The sequence below is a fragment of the Bosea sp. BIWAKO-01 genome (assembly GCF_001748145.1).
In the GTDB taxonomy this organism is placed as follows: domain Bacteria; phylum Pseudomonadota; class Alphaproteobacteria; order Rhizobiales; family Beijerinckiaceae; genus Allobosea.
Genome location: NZ_BCQA01000001.1, coordinates 6,257,559 through 6,278,176 on the forward strand (window position 1 = coordinate 6,257,559; position 20,618 = coordinate 6,278,176).

Genomic DNA, 20,618 nt, shown 5'->3' on the forward strand with positions numbered 1-20,618 from the left:
TTTCTGATCCCGCTTCAACTATGGACGCAAGCGGGGACCATCGGCCATGGGCGAAATCCTGCTGCTCCTTTGGCACGCAGACTGGGTGCTGCTCGCATTCTCGGTTCTGATCTTCGAAGTGCCGCGCTATTCGGTGTCTCTGGTCTCGCTTGGGTGGCTCGCTCTGAGCCGCCGGACGGGCAGGAAGGCGACTGCGCCAACAGATAGTATCAGCGTCGTGCTTCCCACCTTCAACGGAGGGGACGGGCTGCTGCAATCCATTGCCTCCTTACGGCGGCAGACATACCCCCCCTACGAAATCATCGTCGTCGACGACGGCTCGACTGATCGAACCCGGGCAATCGCGCGCGCGGCCCGCGATGCAGGGCTTATCGATCACATCATTCCCCATCGCACGCGCTGCGGGCGTAGTCCTGCGGTGAATGCGGCGGCTCGATTCGCGCGCGGCGATCTTATCTTGACGGTGGATGCGGACACCGTGTTCGAAGCCAACGCCCTTGCCCATATGGCGGGCGCGTTCCGTGACGGGCGAGCGGCCGCGGTCAGTTGCAATCTGAGAGTGAAGAACGAGAGTGCAAGCCTTTGGACCGAACTTCAGGGTTTGGAATATCTGCTGTCGATAAGCGCCGGAAAGGCATTCCTCGCCCATCTCGGAGCGATTTCCTGTTGCTCCGGCGCATGCTCCATGTATCGCCGCACGACATTTCTGGATGCCGGCGGGCTCGATGTCGGTCCGGGCGAGGATATCGAATTCACTCTCAGGCTCCGGCGCATGGGGCACCACGTCGGTTTCGTGCCCGAAGCCTGGGCTGCGACCATGGTTCCCGAAAGCTTCATCGCGCTCGCGCGGCAGCGGCTACGCTGGGACCGGGACGCTCTGCGGGTTCGATTGATCCAGTTCAGGGAGATGTGGCCGTTCAGATCGGAAGGTCTGGCAGACACGCTTCAACGGCTTGACTTCATCGTGTTCGACCTGATCCCAACGGTCACGTTGCCGTTCTATATCGCCTATTGTGTCGCTCTGTTCGGAGCCGATGCTCCGTTGTTTCTCGCCGCGGTGAGTGTGTTGATTTCGGCTCTCGGGTTAATCAACCTTGCGCTAGCGAGCGTCATGTTCAGTTCCAAGCCCCGTTTCTTCAACTTGTTGGCCGCTCCGATATTTCCGCTCTACAACGGCTTGTTAATGAAAACGGTTCGACTCTGGGCCTTTACGGCAGAACTGCTCTTTGCGACCTCGCGTCACGACGATTACGTGCCGCCACGCGTTCGAAAGGCCCTCTCGACCCGGCTTAGCTGACGGAGTGCGCGCCATGCCCCCCGACATTCATCGTCTCGCACCAGATCTGCCCGATCCTGTCGAAAGTCGCCGGGTGGGTGCTGGTCGCGTCGTTCGCTGGGTCTATGCGACGTTCATTCTCCTGATCATGGGGTTCTTCCTATGGCGGTTTGGGTCGCCTCTGATCTTTCTGAGCGGCCCCGGTGTCGTCTCAGCGCCGCGCCTGGCTGTTTCACTTCCCTATTTGGCGCAGGTTAAGCGGATCGACGTGGGGCCAGGCGCAACGGTCCAGGCCGGCGACCTGATCGCTGTGATCGATTCGCCGCAGGTTGACGAAATCACCGCCAGTTTGTTGCGCGCGCTTGCAGATGTGTCGGGCCGAGAGGCCGACTTGCGCGTCAAGGCGCGAGTCGCGAAGGCCTCACTCGACGCTGCGAAATCCCGGTCGACGATGGCGGAAGAGGCCATGCAACGGCTGGAGGGCAATCCGGGTCTGGAGACGGCTAGCCTCATATATCGGGGCGAAGTGCACCGTGAACGCTCGCTGGCGGTGCAAAACGTTGCAGCTCTTGAGGCCGAAGCAGACGAGGCGTCGGCCCAGCTCGAGCGCTTGCGCGACGTGCGTGAGCAGATTCGCGGGCGGTACGATCAAGTCAGGCAAGGGTTCGATGAGGGCCGCATCGTCGCTCCGACGAGTGGTATCGTCGCGTCGTCCACTCGCAGATCGGGAGAAACCGTTACGGCCGGCACCTCGCTGGCAGAGATTTACGTGGCGGGAGATACTTTCGTTGACTGGTACATCCCGGACTTTCGCCTGGTTGATCCTCAGCCTGGCCAAAGAGTCTTTGTGATATGGGGAAAGGCGCGGTTGGCGGGCACTCTGACCGAGCTTCTGCCCATTTCGGAGCTGCTGGAATCCAGGCGCAGCTCGATCTTGCGCGAGCCATCCGTCGGGCAAATCGGGCGTGTTCGCTTCGATGCCGGAGTTCATCCACCTACTCTGAATTCAACCGTCCAAGTCCGCATGTTCTACAGTCATTTTACGGAGCAGTTGGCCAGATTCCTCGTCCAGCTTTTCAACTTGGATTGAGCCCACTCATGCCAAACGAACCAGCCCAGGCTCCATGCGGCATCTGCGGTTCCAGTCTTTCGAGTGAGCACGCGATTCTGCATCATATGATCTGCGCATATGTCGGGCCCGCGTATGATTTCGACGCAGCGGGGGACGAACGGCGCTGTCCGAAATGCCTCCGGCTCTTACGCTCGGAAGATAGTAGCGATTGGGAGGTGGTCGGGACGAGCTATCGCTGCATGGGCTGCAGTGATGAGAGATTGGGAACGCGCGTCTAGCAAGAAAATTCGCGGAGATGCCTGTGGTGATCACAGAAAAACTCATCGAGAATGTTGAAAATGGCGAAGGTTTCGACCCTAATCTGGATTCCGATGTTCTGAATGCAATGGGATTTACTTTGGGCAGAGACGGCCGATGGCATATTGCCGGAATGACGATCTGGCAAACGTCCCGACATGTTACAAAGTCGCTAGACCTAGTTATAGAACTTGTTCAGTGGCGGCTACCGGGGTGGGAATGGCAAGCCACTGGCAAATATGACGGCCGAACCATTTGCCGGGCCTCTATGCGCGCAGACGATCAAAACTCGAAATGCTTCAAAGGACTTGCGACCTCTCCAGCCCGTGCGCTCCTGGGAGCATTCCTCCGCGCCCTCCGCGAAAGCGAGCTTCATTGAGATCGCTGCGCGCGTGTAAGGGGCCACCCGCTCAGCCCTGAACCGGATGCTCGCAACGTCGCCTAAGGGTCGCCAGCCGACGCTGCTCGCCTCGCCTGCAAATGTCCGGGAGCACTCCACGAAGCGTATCCGCCTCTGCTGTTTCAGAAGCGGATCGCAAGTCGGCCTGAACGGTCAGGCTGAAATGGTGATGGCGACCTTTCCGCGATGCTGCCCGCTGCGCAGCCGGTCGAACGCCTCCTGCGCCGCCTCGAAGGCAAAAATCTCGTCGACGAGCGGCCTGACCCCTGTCGCCATCGCGGCTTCCAGATCGGCGACGGAGCCAACGTAAACCCCGCGGAGATTGATGGCCTTCATCAGGATCGCGCCGGTGTTGATCTCGCCCGCGACGCCCGTGAGAACGCCGACGAGCGCAATTTCGCCCCCGTGCCGAGCCGCTCGAAGCGCCTCGTTCAAGGTCCCGGAGCCACCAACCTCGACCACAAAGTCCACGCCCTCTCCGCCGGCCATGCCCGCGGCAACCTCCCCCCAATTCGGCGTGGTGCGGTAGTTGATCGTCGCTGCCGCACCCAGCTTGCGGGCCCAGGCCAATTTCTCGTCGGAACTCGAGGTGACAATCACACGAGCCCCGGCGGCCCGGGCGAATTGCAGTGCGAAGGTCGATACGCCGCCGGTGCCTTCTATCAGAACGCTGTCACCGGGGCGCAAGCCACGGCCGCCGAACAGGCAGTTCCAGGCCGTCACGCCCGCACAGGGGTATGCCGCAGCCTCTTCGAAGCTCCAGGCATCAGGGAATGGGACCGCAGCGGCAGCCGGCAGGACGATCTGCTCGGCGAGCACGCCATCAACGAATCCGCCGCCGAGCGCGGTCGCCTGCTTGCGGGCCGAGAATGAGCCGTCCAGCCAGCCAGGCATGAAGCCGAGCACGACGCGCTCGCCAATCCGATCGCGCGACACGCCGTCTCCAACCTGGGTCACGATGCCGGCGCCGTCGGAAAGCGGGATGAGATCGTGCTTCTGGTCCCCGCCATAGCGCCCTTCCCTGACGATCAGGTCCCGATAGTTGAGCGTGGCCGCCTTGAGGTCGACGAGCACCTCTCCTGGGCCCGGCGTCGGTGCGACGGTCTCGTGCAGTGTCAGCGGGGCGTTCGTTCCGTTCATTCGATAAGCGCGCAATGCCGTCTCCTTGGTCTGTGTTGGCGCGCCAGACCTAGGGAGGTAAGGACATATCCGTAAGTACGATCAAAAGGCACATGTACTATCATGAATGATACTGTCAGGCAGGCACGCCGCAAGGCGACCCGGACGGGCTGCGCAGTCGAGGCGACGCTCAGCGTGCTGGGTGGAATCTGGAAACCCGTGCTGGTGTTCCACCTTCTCCAAGGACGATTGCGCTTCAATGCGCTGTGCCGCCTGACGCCGAACGCCACGGCCAGGATGGTGACGATCCAACTCCGCGAGCTCGAGGCCGATGGCGTCGTATGCCGCACCGTCTACCCGGAGGTGCCCCCGCGCGTTGAATACGAATTGAGCGAGTTTGGCCGCACGCTGGAACCCGTTCTGATCAGCTTGCGAGACTGGGGCGAAGCTTTGCAGGCCAGGGACCAAACCGAAATGGCACGGAGCTGCCCTCCGCGGTGAGGGCGCATTCGGTCGAGGTGGCATCGAGCCATCGTTGAGCGGGAGCTGACATCGCGAATGTCAGAGGTGGGGTCGATTCCGGAAGTGGCGACGACGCGAGGCCACCGTCTGGGTCGGGTGGAGGCCGTGTGGAAACGTCTTTCAGGGTCGTGCTCTGACGATGCGACAGGGTCTGAGGGTCAGGCTCTCATGGCCTTCATCAACGTCGCCGCGCCGAGGATGGCGATGGCCCGCTTGAGATTGTAGGCCAGCACATGGAGGCTCATCTCGGTTCCGACATTGGGGAGGTGGCGGGTCAGGAAGTGACTTCGGCCCATCCAGTCCTTGATCGTGCCGAAGACGTGCTCGACCGTGCGCCTTCGGATCCGCATGGCGTCGGGCATGCGATCGAGCCGGCGCTGCATGGCCTCGATCACCACCTCGTGCTCCCAGCGCTTGATGCGGCGCTGCTTGCCGGTGGTGCATTGGTCTTTGACCAGGCAGGCTCCGCAGCCGTCGGCCCAGTAGGTATGGAGTGTCAGATCCTTCTCGACCGATGAGAAGCGCCATGTGAGCGTCTCGCCGGCGGGACAGCGATAGGTGTCGCTCGGAGCATCGTAGGTGAAGTCCTGCTTGCCCCAGCGCCCGTCGGCTTTGGCCCCTGATGTCAGGGGCTTGGGGACGATGGCGGAGATGCCGATCTCGTCGCAGGCCAGGACCTCCTCGCCTGAGAAGTAGCCGCGATCGGCCAGCACAGTCAGCGCACCGGCTCCTGTCGCATCCTTTGCCTGACGCCCCATGCTGGCGAGCTGGCTGCGGTCGTGGCCGATGTTGGTGACCTCATGAGCCACGATCAGATGATGTTTGGCGTCGACCGCCGCCTGAACGTTGTAGCCGACGAGGCCAGTGCCCTTGCCGTTGGTGGCCATGGCGCGGGCGTCGGGATCGGTCAGCGAGACCTGACGGTCTGGCGCCACCGCGACGACGTGGTCCATCGCCTGGAGGTCACGCATCTGCTGACGCAGGCGATCAAGCCGGTCCTTGAGGCGGATGCTGCGCATCTGCGCGACGTCATCCTCCTGCCGGTCGGCCGTATCGAGCAGCGACAGATAGCGTGCGATGCTTGCCTCCACCTGCTCCATCCGGCGACGGATCGCGCCGGGCGTGAAGTTCTTGTCGCGCGTGTTGACGGCCTTGAACCGGCTGCCGTCCACGGCCACGGTGCCGCCTGCCAGAAGGCCGAGTTGGCGGCACAGCACGACGAACTGCGCGCAGGCAGCCCGGATCGCAGCCCCATTGTCACGGCGAAAGTCGGCGATGGTCTTGAAGTCGGGCGCAAGCTTGCCCGTCAGCCACATCACCTCGACGTTGCGGCCGGCCTCGCGCTCCAGCCGGCGGCTCGACTGAACCTGGTTGAGGTAGCCGTAGAGGTACAGCTTGAGAAGGGTAGCGGGGTGGTATCCAGGCCGCCCCGTCGAGGCCGGGCCGGCAAAGCCCATCGTTCCCAGATCGAGTTCGTCGATGAAGACATCCACCACCCGGACCGGATTATCTTCGCTGACGTAGTCCTCAAGACAGTCGGGCAGGAGCAGTCTCTGCAGCCGGGTCTCGCCTTCGATGTAGCGCGCCATGCAAGCCCTCGGATCGCTCCAGAAAGCCTACCAGATCAGCCCGTTTCCACACAGCCTCGGTGGATAGCGGAAATCGCCACGCGTATTCGCGATACCCCATCTCAGGACCTTCAACCGCCGCCAACACTTGTCTGTGGACCTAAGTTAGAGCTGACGATCGAGAGCAGTCTGATTAGGTCGGCCATCACAGAGCAAGAGCCCATCACTCCGTTTTCGTGTATTAGCCTTGCGGGGGGCTCAATCCTCGCCTTTCGCCGGAATGTCGGGACGGAGAGAAGGATGCCCATTTTTCTTGATCGACATAACTTGAGGGGTCTGACCGCAGCAGATATCGCCGAAGCCCATCGCAAGGATTTGGAGGTGCAGGAGCGTTACGGCGTACGATTTCTGACTTATTGGTTCGACGAAGCAAGGGGTACAGGCTTCTGCCTCATAGACGCACCTGACATCCAGGCAGCAATGCGGGTGCATGACGAGGCTCACGGAGATTTAGCCAAAGATGTCATCGAGGTAGATCTTTCCGCTGTCGAAGCCTTTCTCGGTCGCGTCTCGGACCCAGCTCCAAAAGGCGACAGCCCTCATGCAATGTTTGATCCGGCCTTACGCGCCATCATGTTCACCGACATTGTCGACTCGACCGGCATGACCGCAAGGCTAGGCGATCTAAGGGCGGTTGAGATGACCAGAGCCCATGATTCCTTGGTGCGCCGCTCCCTCAACGACAAGGGGGGACGCGAGGTCAAGCACACCGGGGATGGGATCATGGCTTCTTTCGATGACGTCGTTGCAGCGGTGGATTGTGCTCGTTCAATTCAGCAGGCCTTTGATGCCTTCAACCTCGCGAGCAAGGAGAAGTTACGGGTGCGGATCGGGTTAGACGCTGGTGAGCCCGTTGCCGACAGTAATGACCTGTTCGGAGCGACAGTTCAGACTGCGGCTCGCCTATGTCAGGCGGCTGAACCGGACACCATCGTCGTGTCGGGAGCGGTATCGGCTTTGGTTTTGAACCGATTCCCCCTCGTTTCTCTTGGTCATAAAGCCTTGAAAGGCTTCGTGCATCCCGTTGCAGCGTTCGAGGTGAACTGGCACTGAGATCATAATTTTCGCCGATGATGTTGACACGCCGGGGCGCGCTGTACGTCCGCAAGGGGGCGTTTTGAGACGTTGCGAGGACCGATCGCACATGTCCGCGATGGGCGGAGGCCGTGTGGAAACGTCTTTCAGGGTCGTGCTCTGACGATGCGACAGGGTCTGAGGGTCAGGCTCTCATGGCCTTCATCAACGTCGCCGCGCCGAGGATGGCGATGGCCCGCTTGAGATTGTAGGCCAGCACATGGAGGCTCATCTCGGTTCCGACATTGGGGAGGTGGCGGGTCAGGAAGTGACTTCGGCCCATCCAGTCCTTGATCGTGCCGAAGACGTGCTCGACCGTGCGCCTTCGGATCCGCATGGCGTCGGGCATGCGATCGAGCCGGCGCTGCATGGCCTCGATCACCACCTCGTGCTCCCAGCGCTTGATGCGGCGCTGCTTGCCGGTGGTGCATTGGTCTTTGACCAGGCAGGCTCCGCAGCCGTCGGCCCAGTAGGTATGGAGTGTCAGATCCTTCTCGACCGATGAGAAGCGCCATGTGAGCGTCTCGCCGGCGGGACAGCGATAGGTGTCGCTCGGAGCATCGTAGGTGAAGTCCTGCTTGCCCCAGCGCCCGTCGGCTTTGGCCCCTGATGTCAGGGGCTTGGGGACGATGGCGGAGATGCCGATCTCGTCGCAGGCCAGGACCTCCTCGCCTGAGAAGTAGCCGCGATCGGCCAGCACAGTCAGCGCACCGGCTCCTGTCGCATCCTTTGCCTGACGCCCCATGCTGGCGAGCTGGCTGCGGTCGTGGCCGATGTTGGTGACCTCATGAGCCACGATCAGATGATGTTTGGCGTCGACCGCCGCCTGAACGTTGTAGCCGACGAGGCCAGTGCCCTTGCCGTTGGTGGCCATGGCGCGGGCGTCGGGATCGGTCAGCGAGACCTGACGGTCTGGCGCCACCGCGACGACGTGGTCCATCGCCTGGAGGTCACGCATCTGCTGACGCAGGCGATCAAGCCGGTCCTTGAGGCGGATGCTGCGCATCTGCGCGACGTCATCCTCCTGCCGGTCGGCCGTATCGAGCAGCGACAGATAGCGTGCGATGCTTGCCTCCACCTGCTCCATCCGGCGACGGATCGCGCCGGGCGTGAAGTTCTTGTCGCGCGTGTTGACGGCCTTGAACCGGCTGCCGTCCACGGCCACGGTGCCGCCTGCCAGAAGGCCGAGTTGGCGGCACAGCACGACGAACTGCGCGCAGGCAGCCCGGATCGCAGCCCCATTGTCACGGCGAAAGTCGGCGATGGTCTTGAAGTCGGGCGCAAGCTTGCCCGTCAGCCACATCACCTCGACGTTGCGGCCGGCCTCGCGCTCCAGCCGGCGGCTCGACTGAACCTGGTTGAGGTAGCCGTAGAGGTACAGCTTGAGAAGGGTAGCGGGGTGGTATCCAGGCCGCCCCGTCGAGGCCGGGCCGGCAAAGCCCATCGTTCCCAGATCGAGTTCGTCGATGAAGACATCCACCACCCGGACCGGATTATCTTCGCTGACGTAGTCCTCAAGACAGTCGGGCAGGAGCAGTCTCTGCAGCCGGGTCTCGCCTTCGATGTAGCGCGCCATGCAAGCCCTCGGATCGCTCCAGAAAGCCTACCAGATCAGCCCGTTTCCACACAGCCTCGGCGGGGAGCGGACCTTACGATTGACGTGGGCTGGCCAACTCGGCCTTTGCTGGCTGATCGTTTCGTGAGGCTCGCTCCTATGGCTAAGCGCCCCATACCCCATCCCACGCTCTCGACCGCTCGCCTGCGCTTGCGCCAGTTTCGCGCCGATGATGCGGACGAGATGCACAAATGCTTCGCCGATCCCGAGACAATGCGGTTTTGGAACCAGCCGGTCTACACAAAGCGCGTCGAAACCGAGCGCTCGGTGCGCAATTTCATCGATTGCACGCCATCCTACTATCGATTTTGGGCGGTGGCCGACGAGGCCGATGATCGATGCCTGGGGCTGGTCAATTACCACGATGGTCACATTCGCAGCAGGCGCGCCAGCATCGGCTATATGATCAACCCCGCTCGGCATCGGCAGGGTCTGGCCGCAGAGGCCGTTACGGCCATGCTTGATTTCTGTTTTGCCGAACTTGGCCTGCACCGCATTCAAGCCTTTATCCATCCCGACAACAGCGCGTCGATCGGGCTGGTCGAGAAACTGGGCTTCAGTCGCGAAGGGGTGCTGCGAGACAATCTGCGTGTGGGTGATGTTTGGCGGGACGATCTGCTCTACGCCCTCCTGTCCCGCGAGTGGCGCAATTGATGACCTGCGTAGGGTGAGGCCGAAGATCGGTCGACCGTTCCCGCCTGCTCCATGCTCGAAGTGACGTCCGCTATGGGGCGATTCCGGAGACGCGCCGCCAACGTCTGAGTTGGGTGGGGAACGGGCGTTGCCCCTTGATTGAGGACAAGGACAGCCCGCTCGCCGTAGCCTGAACCATCGGACGCACGAGGCGGCACGAGGCGGATTGAATAGCTCCTTCGGCGCCCGCCATCATCAAGGCCACACAGGCGCGCCGTCCAACCCGGTCGTTTCAGGCAGACCGCAGATCAGGTTCGCATTCTGCACCGCCTGACCTGCCGCGCCCTTGCCAAGATTATCGACCACCCCCATCGCGATAACCAGGTTGCGCTCGGGATCGGCCCCATAGCTGACGAACGCGAGGTTCGAGCCGGTAGCCCATTTGGTCTGTGGCGGCTTGGCGGTCACGCGGACGAACGAACGCCCGGCATAGAAGCGCCGCGCCGCGTCCAGGCACTGGTCCGTGGTGGCGCGGCCGCGGCAGTAGATGGTGGCGAGAATGCCGCGCGTCATCGGCACCAAGTGCGGCGTGAACACCAGCCCGGCTGCGTTGCCGCCACTCAACCGCTCGATCGTCTTGGCGATCTCGGGCATGTGGACGTGGTTGAGCAGACCGTAGGGGATCAGGTTCTCATTGCTCTCGGCGTAGCCGAACATGCTGTCGCCACCCCGGCCTGCTCCGGAGATGCCCGTCTTGACGTCGATCACGATATTACCCGGCTCGATCAGCCCGTCGGCCAGCAGCGGCGCCAGCGCGATCAGCGTCGCGGCGGGGAAGCAGCCGGGATTGGCAATGCGGGTCTGCCCCTTGATCTGGGCAGGCCATATGTCGGCCAGGCCATACGCCCAGCCCTCCACGTAACGGTGGTCGCCGCCGATATCGACGATCTTCACATCCTTGGGCACGCGAGCGAGAGCCTCGGCCGAGGCGCCCGTAGGCAGCGACGCGAACAGCACGTCGAGCTTCGGCAAGGTCGCAGGGTCCCATTTCTCGATCACCAACTCGGCCAGCTTGCCCGGCACACCGGGGAAGCGATCCACCAAGCGGCTGCCGGCGCTGCTTTCGCCCGCAGCGTAGACCAGCTCGAAAGACGGATGGCTCGCGATCAGGCGCAACGCCTCGCCGCCGCCAAAACCGCTGATCCCAACAATGCCGACGCGAATGCTCATGGTGATGTCCTTATGGGTTTGGGCAAAAGAAAACCCCCGGAGCCGAGGGCTGCGGAGGTTCAGGAACGCGGGCCGGGCCGCTTCTGCGGGTGGGCCTACGGCGAGGCAGTCACCATGCGGAAGGACGCTGAGCGACGCGCAGCCCGAAGAGCTGCCGCTTGGGTCGAGCGGCGTCGGCGTCGGTCACAAAGATTCCGGTTCCAGAGCATGCAGTAACACTGTCGCTGCCCGGATTCAGCGTCAAGTGGAATGTCTTCTGACCGCGCCCCAAGCGAAAAGAGCACAGCCCGCTCGCCGGCCTTAAACCACGAGCCTGCGGATCTCCGGGCACCGACCTCCGGGTTCACGCCCGAGCCTGCGCAGAACTGCTCTCGTCAGCGCCAAAGAGCGGCAGCCGAGGCGGCTCTCCCCGCCTCCGGGGCGGCCATCTGCCATCCTTCGGCGCGTCTTGCCCGAGCCATATCCGGTATGCGCCTGAGCGAACGGGATAAGCCTTTATCGTATTGCGGAGCCCAAGTTTTGGATTGGCGCGGCGTCCTTGGGGTACTCGCATTCACAATCGTGCAGGCGCTTGTGGTCCTGTTTATCTTAAACCCGATCGGCCTCGCGGCGCTTCTTCTAGCGATTGGGATGCTATTCGACCCCAAGAACGCTCTGTAAGCCTCCGCAAGGTGCGACGGCTTTGGGTGGAGGCCGTGTGGAAACGTCTTTCAGGGTCGTGCTCTGACGATGCGACAGGGTCTGAGGGTCAGGCTCTCATGGCCTTCATCAACGTCGCCGCGCCGAGGATGGCGATGGCCCGCTTGAGATTGTAGGCCAGCACATGGAGGCTCATCTCGGTTCCGACATTGGGGAGGTGGCGGGTCAGGAAGTGACTTCGGCCCATCCAGTCCTTGATCGTGCCGAAGACGTGCTCGACCGTGCGCCTTCGGATCCGCATGGCGTCGGGCATGCGATCGAGCCGGCGCTGCATGGCCTCGATCACCACCTCGTGCTCCCAGCGCTTGATGCGGCGCTGCTTGCCGGTGGTGCATTGGTCTTTGACCAGGCAGGCTCCGCAGCCGTCGGCCCAGTAGGTATGGAGTGTCAGATCCTTCTCGACCGATGAGAAGCGCCATGTGAGCGTCTCGCCGGCGGGACAGCGATAGGTGTCGCTCGGAGCATCGTAGGTGAAGTCCTGCTTGCCCCAGCGCCCGTCGGCTTTGGCCCCTGATGTCAGGGGCTTGGGGACGATGGCGGAGATGCCGATCTCGTCGCAGGCCAGGACCTCCTCGCCTGAGAAGTAGCCGCGATCGGCCAGCACAGTCAGCGCACCGGCTCCTGTCGCATCCTTTGCCTGACGCCCCATGCTGGCGAGCTGGCTGCGGTCGTGGCCGATGTTGGTGACCTCATGAGCCACGATCAGATGATGTTTGGCGTCGACCGCCGCCTGAACGTTGTAGCCGACGAGGCCAGTGCCCTTGCCGTTGGTGGCCATGGCGCGGGCGTCGGGATCGGTCAGCGAGACCTGACGGTCTGGCGCCACCGCGACGACGTGGTCCATCGCCTGGAGGTCACGCATCTGCTGACGCAGGCGATCAAGCCGGTCCTTGAGGCGGATGCTGCGCATCTGCGCGACGTCATCCTCCTGCCGGTCGGCCGTATCGAGCAGCGACAGATAGCGTGCGATGCTTGCCTCCACCTGCTCCATCCGGCGACGGATCGCGCCGGGCGTGAAGTTCTTGTCGCGCGTGTTGACGGCCTTGAACCGGCTGCCGTCCACGGCCACGGTGCCGCCTGCCAGAAGGCCGAGTTGGCGGCACAGCACGACGAACTGCGCGCAGGCAGCCCGGATCGCAGCCCCATTGTCACGGCGAAAGTCGGCGATGGTCTTGAAGTCGGGCGCAAGCTTGCCCGTCAGCCACATCACCTCGACGTTGCGGCCGGCCTCGCGCTCCAGCCGGCGGCTCGACTGAACCTGGTTGAGGTAGCCGTAGAGGTACAGCTTGAGAAGGGTAGCGGGGTGGTATCCAGGCCGCCCCGTCGAGGCCGGGCCGGCAAAGCCCATCGTTCCCAGATCGAGTTCGTCGATGAAGACATCCACCACCCGGACCGGATTATCTTCGCTGACGTAGTCCTCAAGACAGTCGGGCAGGAGCAGTCTCTGCAGCCGGGTCTCGCCTTCGATGTAGCGCGCCATGCAAGCCCTCGGATCGCTCCAGAAAGCCTACCAGATCAGCCCGTTTCCACACAGCCTCGGTGGTTAGCGGTAGTTCGGCGACACACCCAGTTTCTGCCGATCCGCGCCATGAACGGACATTGGACGGTTGCCCGGAAGCAGACGTTGCCAAGGTGCTCGCCTGGCGTCGGCTCCCGACCCATCTGCACTGCTCGGCAACCAGCGCCGCCGTTTCAACCTACGAAATATCCGGCTACCAGCATCATTCTAGCGCGTTCCGGTCGCCTGCTCTGCTATCGAGAATGAGTCGTCACAGCGCCTGACACGCACGTTTGGGGAGCCCGAATGAAGTTCAGGAATCTATATCTGATAGAGGTCTTCCACGCGGTCATGAAGACCGGCTCCATGACGGGTGCCGGGCGACTGCTCAACCTGTCGCAACCCTCCGTCAGCAAGTACATCCAAATTCTCGAAGCCTCTATCGGCACCGAATTGTTTGTTCGCGAAGGGCGAGGCATATCGCCCACGCCGACTGCGATGATCATGTATGAAGATGTCCACGCGCTCTTTGATCAGGCGAATAACATTTATCGAATCATGGAGTCGGTGTCCCGCACATCGCGGCGAACCGTTCGGATCGGAGTACCGCCCCTTCTGGGCTCCAGATTCATCGCGGACGTTCTCGCCCATGTCGAGCGCGAACAGCGAGACTTTGATCTCAACATCGTTGTGAAGGATTCGGTGATCCTCCGAAGCTGGGTCAATTCAGGGCGCCTCGATCTCGCGATCGTCCATGACCTGATCTCTGGTGCTGGTGTCAACATCGCGACCGCGCCGATGATCTGCATCATGCCCGTTGCCCATCCCCTCAACAGCAGGTCTCACGTCGGCGCGTTGGACTTGCTAAACTACGACTGCGTTGGTTTCGAGAGCGATAGCCCTATGCAATCTCGCGTCGATCATGTGCTCAGCGAGTGCGGCGTGAAAATTTATGCGCGCGCCATCGTGACGACGACACCAACGCTTGTGGAACTGGTCGGAGTAGGGGTCGGAATTTCCGTCGTCCATCCTTTCGCATTGATCGACGCACACTCGCCCATCGTCTGGAAACCTTTCCAACCTGAGATCCCTTGGGACTATCGTGTGATTTCAAGTCCAACGCTTCGTAATTCACTTCTCGTCACCGAATTTTTGGAAGCGATCAGAGCGGTTGCATCAACGTGGCTACAGCGATTGACTTCCCCCCAGCAAATTCCCTGACAATCCGCGGCGTGGCGACGGACCTACATTACGCTGGAAAGCACCCCCCATTGGGCGATGATCCCATCGTCGGCATGCCAACTCTGGCGGCCTGACCGTCCCGGCCCAGCCGGCAAGCGTCGTGTCTAATAGAAGCTACACCACCATCGGGGACACGACCGGCGATATGGCCCCCAACGATCTGGAGCCGCGACACTCATTCGTAAACGCCAAGGCATTCCTTTTTTGTGCAGCTCGCCGCTTCGGTAGGCCGAAGACGACCAAATAGGCAGCTTTAGTCACCGCACGTAGAGTGGAGCAACGGTCCAAACGACGCGACTTCCTCGCAACGAGCCCATTTTTCCGCTCTTTCTTACCATTTTTTGCCTCATCCGCTTTCCGCCTATCGCGGAGGCGACACATTCTCTCTGGGCATAGGTTGCAAAGAAAACTGAATTGGCCATGCCAATTAGCGGCCGGTAGCCTGCGCTCATAATAACAACCGAGGTGAACGAAAATGACCAAACCAACGTCAGGCAGGACAGCAGGACTGGGAGGCACAATCGAAAGGCGGCGCTCTTTGGCCATGCTGGCTTCCGCGCTTGCTGTTTCGGCATCCGGTATCTCTTTGGCAGCCGCACAAGAGCCGGCAAAGCCGAAATCTCTCACCGTGAACGCATTCTCCGGCGTCTACGAGGCCTGTATCAGAAAGACGCTCGTCCCCACCTTCGAATCAGCGACGGGAATAAAGGTCAATCTCGTCACAACCCAGCCGCCGCTCGCCAAGCTGCAGGCCCAAGGCGACAATCCCGATCTGGATGTCTTCGTTGCCGGTCAGTCGGACATGAAAGCGGCGCATGATTTCGGCGTCCTGACCAATATCGACCCGACGAAACTCACTAATCTACCCGACCTTTACAAGTCGTTGGTGAATATCGGCACAGATGAGGGCAAGCGTTACTCGGTGGTATTCACCTACAATCCGACGGGACTGATCTATAACGGCGATCTCTGGAAGACACCGCCTGGCTCGTGGTTTGATCTTACCGCGGATTCCACACCTAGCATCGTGAACGTTCGGATGCCGGACACTCAGAACACCGTTGCGTGGCTAGCCATCATGGCCAAGTCCGTCAACGGCGATTGGCCGACCAAGCTCTCGGACTATGACAAAGTCGTCGAGTTGATGCGCACCAAGCTGAAGCCCAAGCTCGGAACCGTGCTGCCGAGTGCCGGCGCCATGCAGTCCTCATTTGTCGACGATCCGCGCAGTTCTCTGACTGTTGGACCTCAGAACGTGGCAATCGCCATGGCGAAGCGATACAGGCTCAACATCAAATGGGCCGCGCCAAAGGAAGGCTCGTACATCCTCACCACCGAGGCCGGCGTTACCAAGACGAAGAACAACTACTGGGCCCACAAGCTCATCGATTCGATGCTGGACAAGAGCAACCAGAAAGCCTTCGCCGAGTGCGGATATTACGGGCCGGTGAACGCCTCTACGCAATTGAGCCCCAGCTTTGACGGGCAAATTACGCAAGGCGAGGAAAACGTCGCCAAGATCATGCAGCTTCCGTGGCAGAAGATCACGCCGATCTCGTCGGAACTCGGGAAAGCTTTCCTGGCCGCAGTCGAAAATTAATAAAACTCGTAGTCACGCATCCGCGCACACGTGCGGATGCATGAGATCGAAGGGGAGCGCATGTCTGATCTACAGGTAGAATTGAAGGATATATCGTTCAAATACGATGCGATCGGACGCGGCAGCATTGATAAACTGAACCTGCAAATCGGCAAAGGTGAATTCGTTTCGCTCCTGGGCCGCAGTGGTTGCGGAAAAACGACCACGCTGAAGCTGCTCGCCGGCCTTCTCAACGCAAGCTCTGGAACGATTTCCGTGAACGGCAAGGACGTCACAAACGTCGGACCAGAGAAAAGGAACATCTCCATGGTGTTCCAGAACTATGCGCTTTTTCCGCATATGGACGTATTCGACAATATCGGCTTCGGCCTCAAAATGAAACGGGCAATGCCCGTCGCTGAACGCGCAGCAAAGGTCGAGGCAGTACTCGACCTGATCGGACTTCAAGAATTCAAGCACAAGCACCCAAAGGAACTCAGCGGCGGCCAGCAACAAAGGGTCGGGCTTGCGCGCGCCATCGTCACCGAGCCGGACGTCATGCTTCTCGATGAGCCTTTATCCAATCTGGACGCACAGCTTCGGGAAAACATGTGCGTCGAACTGATGAACCTTCAGCGCAAGCTTAAGCTGTCGGTCCTCTACGTGACCCACGATCGGTCCGAGGCATTATCGATGTCGAACCGAATCGCCGTCATGGACGGCGGCCGGATCGTGGAGATCGACAATCCGAACCGTCTTTATCGCGATCCTGATTTCGCCGTGACGGCAAAGACATTGGGTGAGGCGAACATCTGGCCGACCAGACGTTTCTCGGAAGCCGTTATGTCCTCTCTTCGGGCGGCACTCGGCTCCGACACCGTCGCCGGCGGAGACAGCGTGCTCGTCCGCCCAGAGGATGTTTCGATCGGCACAGCGGATACTCGCCCAGGCCTCCACCTTCCGGCAGAGATCGTTTCGATCATCTATCGGGGTGATCAATACAGATTAACCTTGGTCATTCCGGAATTCGGACTGGATACGTTCTGCACGATCCGTGCACGCGATGGGTTCGATCATGGAATTGGGGATCGGGTGGACCTCTTCGTCAATTACCGTGACCTGCGGATCGTCCGCAGTGATGCAAAGGGGGGCGGCCGATGAAGAGTAGGGTCGGTCTTCTCGCGCTTCCGGCGCTTCCGCTGATCGCTTTATTCTGCGCCAGTGTGATCTGGGTTGTCTTCGTCAGTTTTTCGTCTTCAGATCCGCGATCTCTCTATCAATTTCCATTGACGTCAAGCAATTACTGGTCCGTGTTTACAACGCCTTTCGCTTATCGATCCGTAGTTCGGAGCATTTATCTCGGAATTACGTCAACGATCGTCTGCATCGTCATCGGATATCTCGTCGCGTTTCACATCTCCCGAAACGAGAAGAAGAAGGACACGATCGTTTCGGTGATCCTGGCCGTGTACATGGTCAGCTTCATCGTGAAGATATTTGCACTGTCGATCATCCTCGCGCCGGCCGGGCCGCTGAACGAAATGATGAAAGGCGCCGGACTGATTACAAGCCCCATTATATTCATGGGAACCGAATTGGCGATCGTGATCGGCCTTGTCTATACGGCACTCCCGATCACCATCCTCGTCCTGCTTTCTCAATTCGAGCAAATACCGCACTACTACAGAGATGCCGCAGCTTGCTTCGGCGCCAACCGATGGCAGAGGCTTTACCACGTCCACCTGCCACTATCGATGCCAGGCATCTTGACCTGCATCGTCTTCACCTTGCCTCCAAGCATCGCTGCCTTCGAAGTTCCGATGCTACTTGGACGAGGGCGCATCAACATGATTTCGACGCAGATCTACCAATCATCATCGGGTCTTTCTGGCGCCAACTGGCCACTTGCTGCCAGCCTGTCGGTTATCTTGTTGATGATCAGCGGCGGCATCATCCTCACCATTCAATATTGGCTGGCACGTCGCAAGGTTGTCTGAAGGAGGGATTTCGCCATGGGCATGATCGCAAGTCGCACGCTCACATACTTCGTTCTCTTCATCATTTGCTTGCCAGTCATCTTTCTGGCGGTGGCATCGGTCAATGAGAACGTCGTACCGTACCCCGTGACCGGGTTCAGTCTGGAATGGTTTAAGGAGGCCTTGTCTCGCTCAGATTACCTTGTGGCCGCTGGCAGATCCGCCTTCGTCAGCCTGGCTGTCATGATCGTGTCGGGTGTCCTGGCGATGTTGCTGGCGGTCGCCGTCACGCGGGGTCGTTCCGGATGGCTTAAACCGCTCAATTTCCTTGCCGTCTTGCCGATCTTTATTCCTCACAGCGTGATGGCGTTCGCCATGCTGATCATGGCGGCATCGTTCAATTTGCTTGGGTCGATCACGATCCTCTTCATCGCCTATCTTTCGGTGGCCTTTCCTCTGATGTACCGGGCTTTTGTCGGCTCTCTTCAGCACGCCAATACTGATGTGGAGAACGCCGCTCGCGTTTTCGGCATGTCGCGAACTCGCGCCTTCATGGAAACAACCATGCGAGCGGTCAGTCGAGGCGCGGTCATCGCCGCAGTCATGGCGATCGTCGCCGTCTTCAACGATGCCTCGATCAGCACGTTCCTTGGAACGTCAAACAACCAGATGTTCGCCATGAAGCTGTTTACTTACATGGCAAACGAATACGACTCGTTGGCCGCTGCTTACGGCATCATCATGTTCCTGATCGCGATCCCCTTTATCGTGCTCGTCAGCCGGGCCATGGGCGTCAAGCAATTCAAGGCTATTTAGCCGGATTTCCCTCCCCGCCCCTCACCAGGAAGCAAAGGAATGACAATGTCATCTGGTAATGGAATCAGTTTTTACATGCCGCGATACGATTTCACGGTAAGAGCTCGCTGGCTCGAAAGGAATGCGCGGCTGATCGGCGTGCTCAAGGCGGCCGTTCCGACCCAAGCGATCTTCTCTCACGTCGTCGTGTCAGGTCAAACGGTGGGAGCGGTTACGCGAATTCGCTACGATGGCCCTGGCGTGATGGTCCCCCGTGTCTTTGGATCGGTGTTCTTTTACCAGCCCAGCCAGAAGATCAACCTCTGCTACGGCGAGATCACCGAAAGCGCCACCGTCAACCAGTTCGCTGAAGTCATTCAGGAGGATTTGGACGCGCTTCGTGACCTTGGCAGCAAGGTCTGGGCCGATACCGTGGCGAACCCAGTCCGTCACGTCGTCCAAGTCAACATTCAGGAGTGGTAAGATGAAAAATGTAGAAGTCAAGGATTGGCGCGACGTCGCCAAGGACATTGAAAGCAATATCGACCGGATCTGGCTTGAAGAGCCTCCGGAACTGCGCAAGGTCGTCGCCGGCGTGATAGACAGCGGCGCCGGCTCGGGCAAGCAGGTCTTCAGCGTGCTTGTTCACTTGGAAGCGTATCTCATGATCGTCAGCCAGGACATCATTTTCCGCTTTCAAAAAAGCTCGCTGCACGAGAACATCGGCCTCGATCAGATGGTGACCGTCACGAGGGAATTCCTGTTCGGCACCTTCCATCTCTTTGAATTCATGGAAGACCTCGGCCTGACCGGAATGCATGAACTGGGCGATCGCTACAATAAGGCGCTCGACCTGGTAACCACGAAGGAAGAGTATCGCGACCTCACCGGATCAATGCACACGTACATCATCAAGCTTCACCAGTGGATCCATTTGATGTTCCCATGGAAGCTTGGCGTTGCCTTCCCGCACCGTTCGCCTGCGGAAATCAAGAGCCTGGCCGGTATCGTATAACTCCTTCGGAGTTGTCGCCGCCGAGCTAAGACCGGCGAAATCTGACAGCAACAGAATTCAGAACGCACCGGCGGAGGGATTTCGCGGGACGGCAATCTGTTGCCAAATTCATTGCTTTCCGGATCGGTGAGTAGCAATCCGCGAAGCAAGGAAGGATAATGACCGGTCTCAAAGAGGTGCTGCCGCCTGTTGGTCGGCAGCACCTTCTTGCAAGACCTATGTCCGCACTATTATCTCGAATGACGCTCTAATTCTCAATCTGATTCAATAGCTTAATGAAGCCTCCCCTCGTGCATGCCCGTCCAGAGATCGGGCCAAGTTCGGTCGGAACGCGCATTGACAGAACAGTTCAAGCTAGTCGAATTCGGCCGAAGGCCTCGAATTGGCAAGGCGGCAAGGTGAGGCTCTGCCTCTTCGCTTAGGATGACCTGCCCGCCGTTAAGCTTGGCCATTCGCTTGGCTGCGTTAGGGACTTCGCTGACGTTCAAAGGGTGGCCACAAAGCGCCCCAGCCACATCGCGCAATGTCCATTCCTGCTAACGCGGCAAGTCGTGATTTGAGACATCGGAACGAATCCCCCTAGATAAATCGCCGTGTTGAGCCTTAGTTTCCCTTGGGGGGAAGGCGTCGGCTTTCTCGCTGAACGAAAGCCGACGCCGCTCAAGAGCGTGTGAATGCCCAGTTCCGGGGCGATGGCCCAGTGTCCGCCCCTGGCACCAATGCGATCTGCCGAAGAGGTTGGGCGAATGTCAGTTTTCCATCCAATCCAATGCTTAGTCGCGGGTGGAAGCCTCGAGGTGGCATAGCGCCAGTTGCGGACATTAGCCTGTCGCCCGGAACCGGACCTTAGGGCTGAACACGCTTTGACATCGACTAGAGAGCCCGAGCCGAAGCCCGAGACCTCGGTGGCTTCGAGGTTCGGCGGGCCTTGCCGGCGCCGAAGCGGGA

At 60.2% G+C, this 20,618-nt stretch carries 19 protein-coding genes; 14 read left to right on the forward strand and 5 right to left on the reverse strand.

All coding sequences use genetic code 11. The annotated features are described in order from the left end of the window. Nucleotides 1-46 precede the first annotated feature (46 nt). From BIWAKO_RS29140 to BIWAKO_RS36535, 4 genes are read left to right on the forward strand one after another with little or no spacing between them, the layout of a single operon-like run. Nucleotides 47-1,297, forward strand: coding sequence for a glycosyltransferase family 2 protein (locus tag BIWAKO_RS29140; RefSeq protein ID WP_069881614.1), 1,251 nt, complete (start codon nt 47-49; stop codon nt 1,295-1,297). Between the two features lie 13 nt (nt 1,298-1,310). Next, nucleotides 1,311-2,366, forward strand: coding sequence for an HlyD family secretion protein (locus tag BIWAKO_RS29145; RefSeq protein WP_069881615.1), 1,056 nt, complete (start codon nt 1,311-1,313; stop codon nt 2,364-2,366). A gap of 8 nt (nt 2,367-2,374) precedes the next feature. Next, nucleotides 2,375-2,626 carry a TackOD1 domain-containing metal-binding protein gene (locus BIWAKO_RS37440; RefSeq protein ID WP_176733432.1) on the forward strand — a complete coding sequence of 84 codons (252 nt, stop codon included), beginning with the start codon at nt 2,375-2,377 and terminating at the stop codon, nt 2,624-2,626. Between the two features lie 17 nt (nt 2,627-2,643). Next, the gene (locus BIWAKO_RS36535) at nt 2,644-3,024 is read left to right on the forward strand and encodes a hypothetical protein (protein ID WP_210185099.1); all 381 of its coding nucleotides are present in this window, start codon (nt 2,644-2,646) and stop codon (nt 3,022-3,024) included. A gap of 174 nt (nt 3,025-3,198) precedes the next feature. Here the strand turns inward: BIWAKO_RS36535 and BIWAKO_RS29150 are convergent, their stop codons facing one another. Continuing rightward, nucleotides 3,199-4,200, reverse strand: coding sequence for a zinc-dependent alcohol dehydrogenase family protein (locus BIWAKO_RS29150; protein WP_069881616.1), 1,002 nt, complete (start codon nt 4,198-4,200; stop codon nt 3,199-3,201). An 87-nt stretch (nt 4,201-4,287) separates the two neighbouring features. Between BIWAKO_RS29150 and BIWAKO_RS29155 the strand changes: the two genes are divergently transcribed. Beyond that, nucleotides 4,288-4,665 (forward strand): winged helix-turn-helix transcriptional regulator, encoded by a 378-nt coding sequence (locus BIWAKO_RS29155; RefSeq protein ID WP_069881617.1) that lies wholly within the window; start codon nt 4,288-4,290, stop codon nt 4,663-4,665. Between the two features lie 179 nt (nt 4,666-4,844). On the opposite strand, the gene BIWAKO_RS29160 is transcribed toward BIWAKO_RS29155, so the two are convergent. Further along, a complete protein-coding gene (locus tag BIWAKO_RS29160) occupies nt 4,845-6,275 on the reverse strand; it encodes an IS1182 family transposase (protein ID WP_069879486.1) in 1,431 nt (476 codons plus the stop codon). Nucleotides 6,276-6,554: 279 nt separating this feature from the next. Between BIWAKO_RS29160 and BIWAKO_RS29165 the strand changes: the two genes are divergently transcribed. Beyond that, entirely contained in the window at nt 6,555-7,367 is an 813-nt protein-coding gene (locus BIWAKO_RS29165) for a nickel-binding protein (protein WP_069881618.1), read from the forward strand. Nucleotides 7,368-7,533: 166 nt separating this feature from the next. Here BIWAKO_RS29165 and BIWAKO_RS29170 read toward each other — a convergent pair whose 3' ends face one another. After that, nucleotides 7,534-8,964: an IS1182 family transposase gene (locus BIWAKO_RS29170; RefSeq protein WP_069879486.1), complete on the reverse strand. Its 1,431-nt coding sequence runs from the start codon at nt 8,962-8,964 to the stop codon at nt 7,534-7,536. Between the two features lie 138 nt (nt 8,965-9,102). On the opposite strand from BIWAKO_RS29170, the gene BIWAKO_RS29175 reads away from it, so the two are divergent. Beyond that, on the forward strand, nt 9,103-9,657 hold the full coding sequence (locus tag BIWAKO_RS29175) for a GNAT family N-acetyltransferase (protein ID WP_069881619.1): 555 nt from the start codon (nt 9,103-9,105) through the stop codon (nt 9,655-9,657). Between the two features lie 234 nt (nt 9,658-9,891). On the opposite strand, the gene argC is transcribed toward BIWAKO_RS29175, so the two are convergent. Together argC and BIWAKO_RS29190 are read right to left on the reverse strand one after the other, a co-directional pair. Further along, a complete protein-coding gene (gene argC, locus BIWAKO_RS29180) occupies nt 9,892-10,866 on the reverse strand; it encodes an N-acetyl-gamma-glutamyl-phosphate reductase (protein WP_069881620.1) in 975 nt (324 codons plus the stop codon). Nucleotides 10,867-11,614: 748 nt separating this feature from the next. Next, the gene (locus BIWAKO_RS29190; RefSeq protein ID WP_069879486.1) at nt 11,615-13,045 is read right to left on the reverse strand and encodes an IS1182 family transposase; all 1,431 of its coding nucleotides are present in this window, start codon (nt 13,043-13,045) and stop codon (nt 11,615-11,617) included. 324 nt (nt 13,046-13,369) lie between these two features. Here BIWAKO_RS29190 and BIWAKO_RS29195 point away from each other — a divergent pair, with 324 nt between their 5' ends. The 7 genes from BIWAKO_RS29195 to BIWAKO_RS29225 all read left to right on the forward strand — a co-directional run bounded on the left by BIWAKO_RS29195 (nt 13,370) and on the right by BIWAKO_RS29225 (nt 19,670). Beyond that, nucleotides 13,370-14,284, forward strand: a complete 915-nt coding sequence (locus tag BIWAKO_RS29195; RefSeq protein WP_069881622.1) for a LysR family transcriptional regulator — start codon at nt 13,370-13,372, stop codon at nt 14,282-14,284. 496 nt (nt 14,285-14,780) lie between these two features. Beyond that, the gene (locus BIWAKO_RS29200) at nt 14,781-15,905 is read left to right on the forward strand and encodes an ABC transporter substrate-binding protein (protein ID WP_084651983.1); all 1,125 of its coding nucleotides are present in this window, start codon (nt 14,781-14,783) and stop codon (nt 15,903-15,905) included. Between the two features lie 36 nt (nt 15,906-15,941). Continuing rightward, on the forward strand, nt 15,942-17,045 hold the full coding sequence (locus BIWAKO_RS29205; RefSeq protein WP_084651985.1) for an ABC transporter ATP-binding protein: 1,104 nt from the start codon (nt 15,942-15,944) through the stop codon (nt 17,043-17,045). Beyond that, on the forward strand, nt 17,042-17,881 hold the full coding sequence (locus tag BIWAKO_RS34535; RefSeq protein WP_074471627.1) for an ABC transporter permease: 840 nt from the start codon (nt 17,042-17,044) through the stop codon (nt 17,879-17,881). Before BIWAKO_RS29205 ends, BIWAKO_RS34535 begins: the two co-directional genes overlap by 4 nt. A 15-nt stretch (nt 17,882-17,896) precedes the next feature. After that, the gene (locus tag BIWAKO_RS29215; RefSeq protein ID WP_069881625.1) at nt 17,897-18,676 is read left to right on the forward strand and encodes an ABC transporter permease; all 780 of its coding nucleotides are present in this window, start codon (nt 17,897-17,899) and stop codon (nt 18,674-18,676) included. Between the two features lie 39 nt (nt 18,677-18,715). Next, the gene (locus BIWAKO_RS29220) at nt 18,716-19,138 is read left to right on the forward strand and encodes a hypothetical protein (RefSeq protein WP_069881626.1); all 423 of its coding nucleotides are present in this window, start codon (nt 18,716-18,718) and stop codon (nt 19,136-19,138) included. 1 nt (nt 19,139) lies between these two features. Beyond that, nucleotides 19,140-19,670, forward strand: a complete 531-nt coding sequence (locus tag BIWAKO_RS29225; protein ID WP_069881627.1) for a cucumopine synthase-related protein — start codon at nt 19,140-19,142, stop codon at nt 19,668-19,670. Nucleotides 19,671-20,618 lie beyond the last annotated feature (948 nt).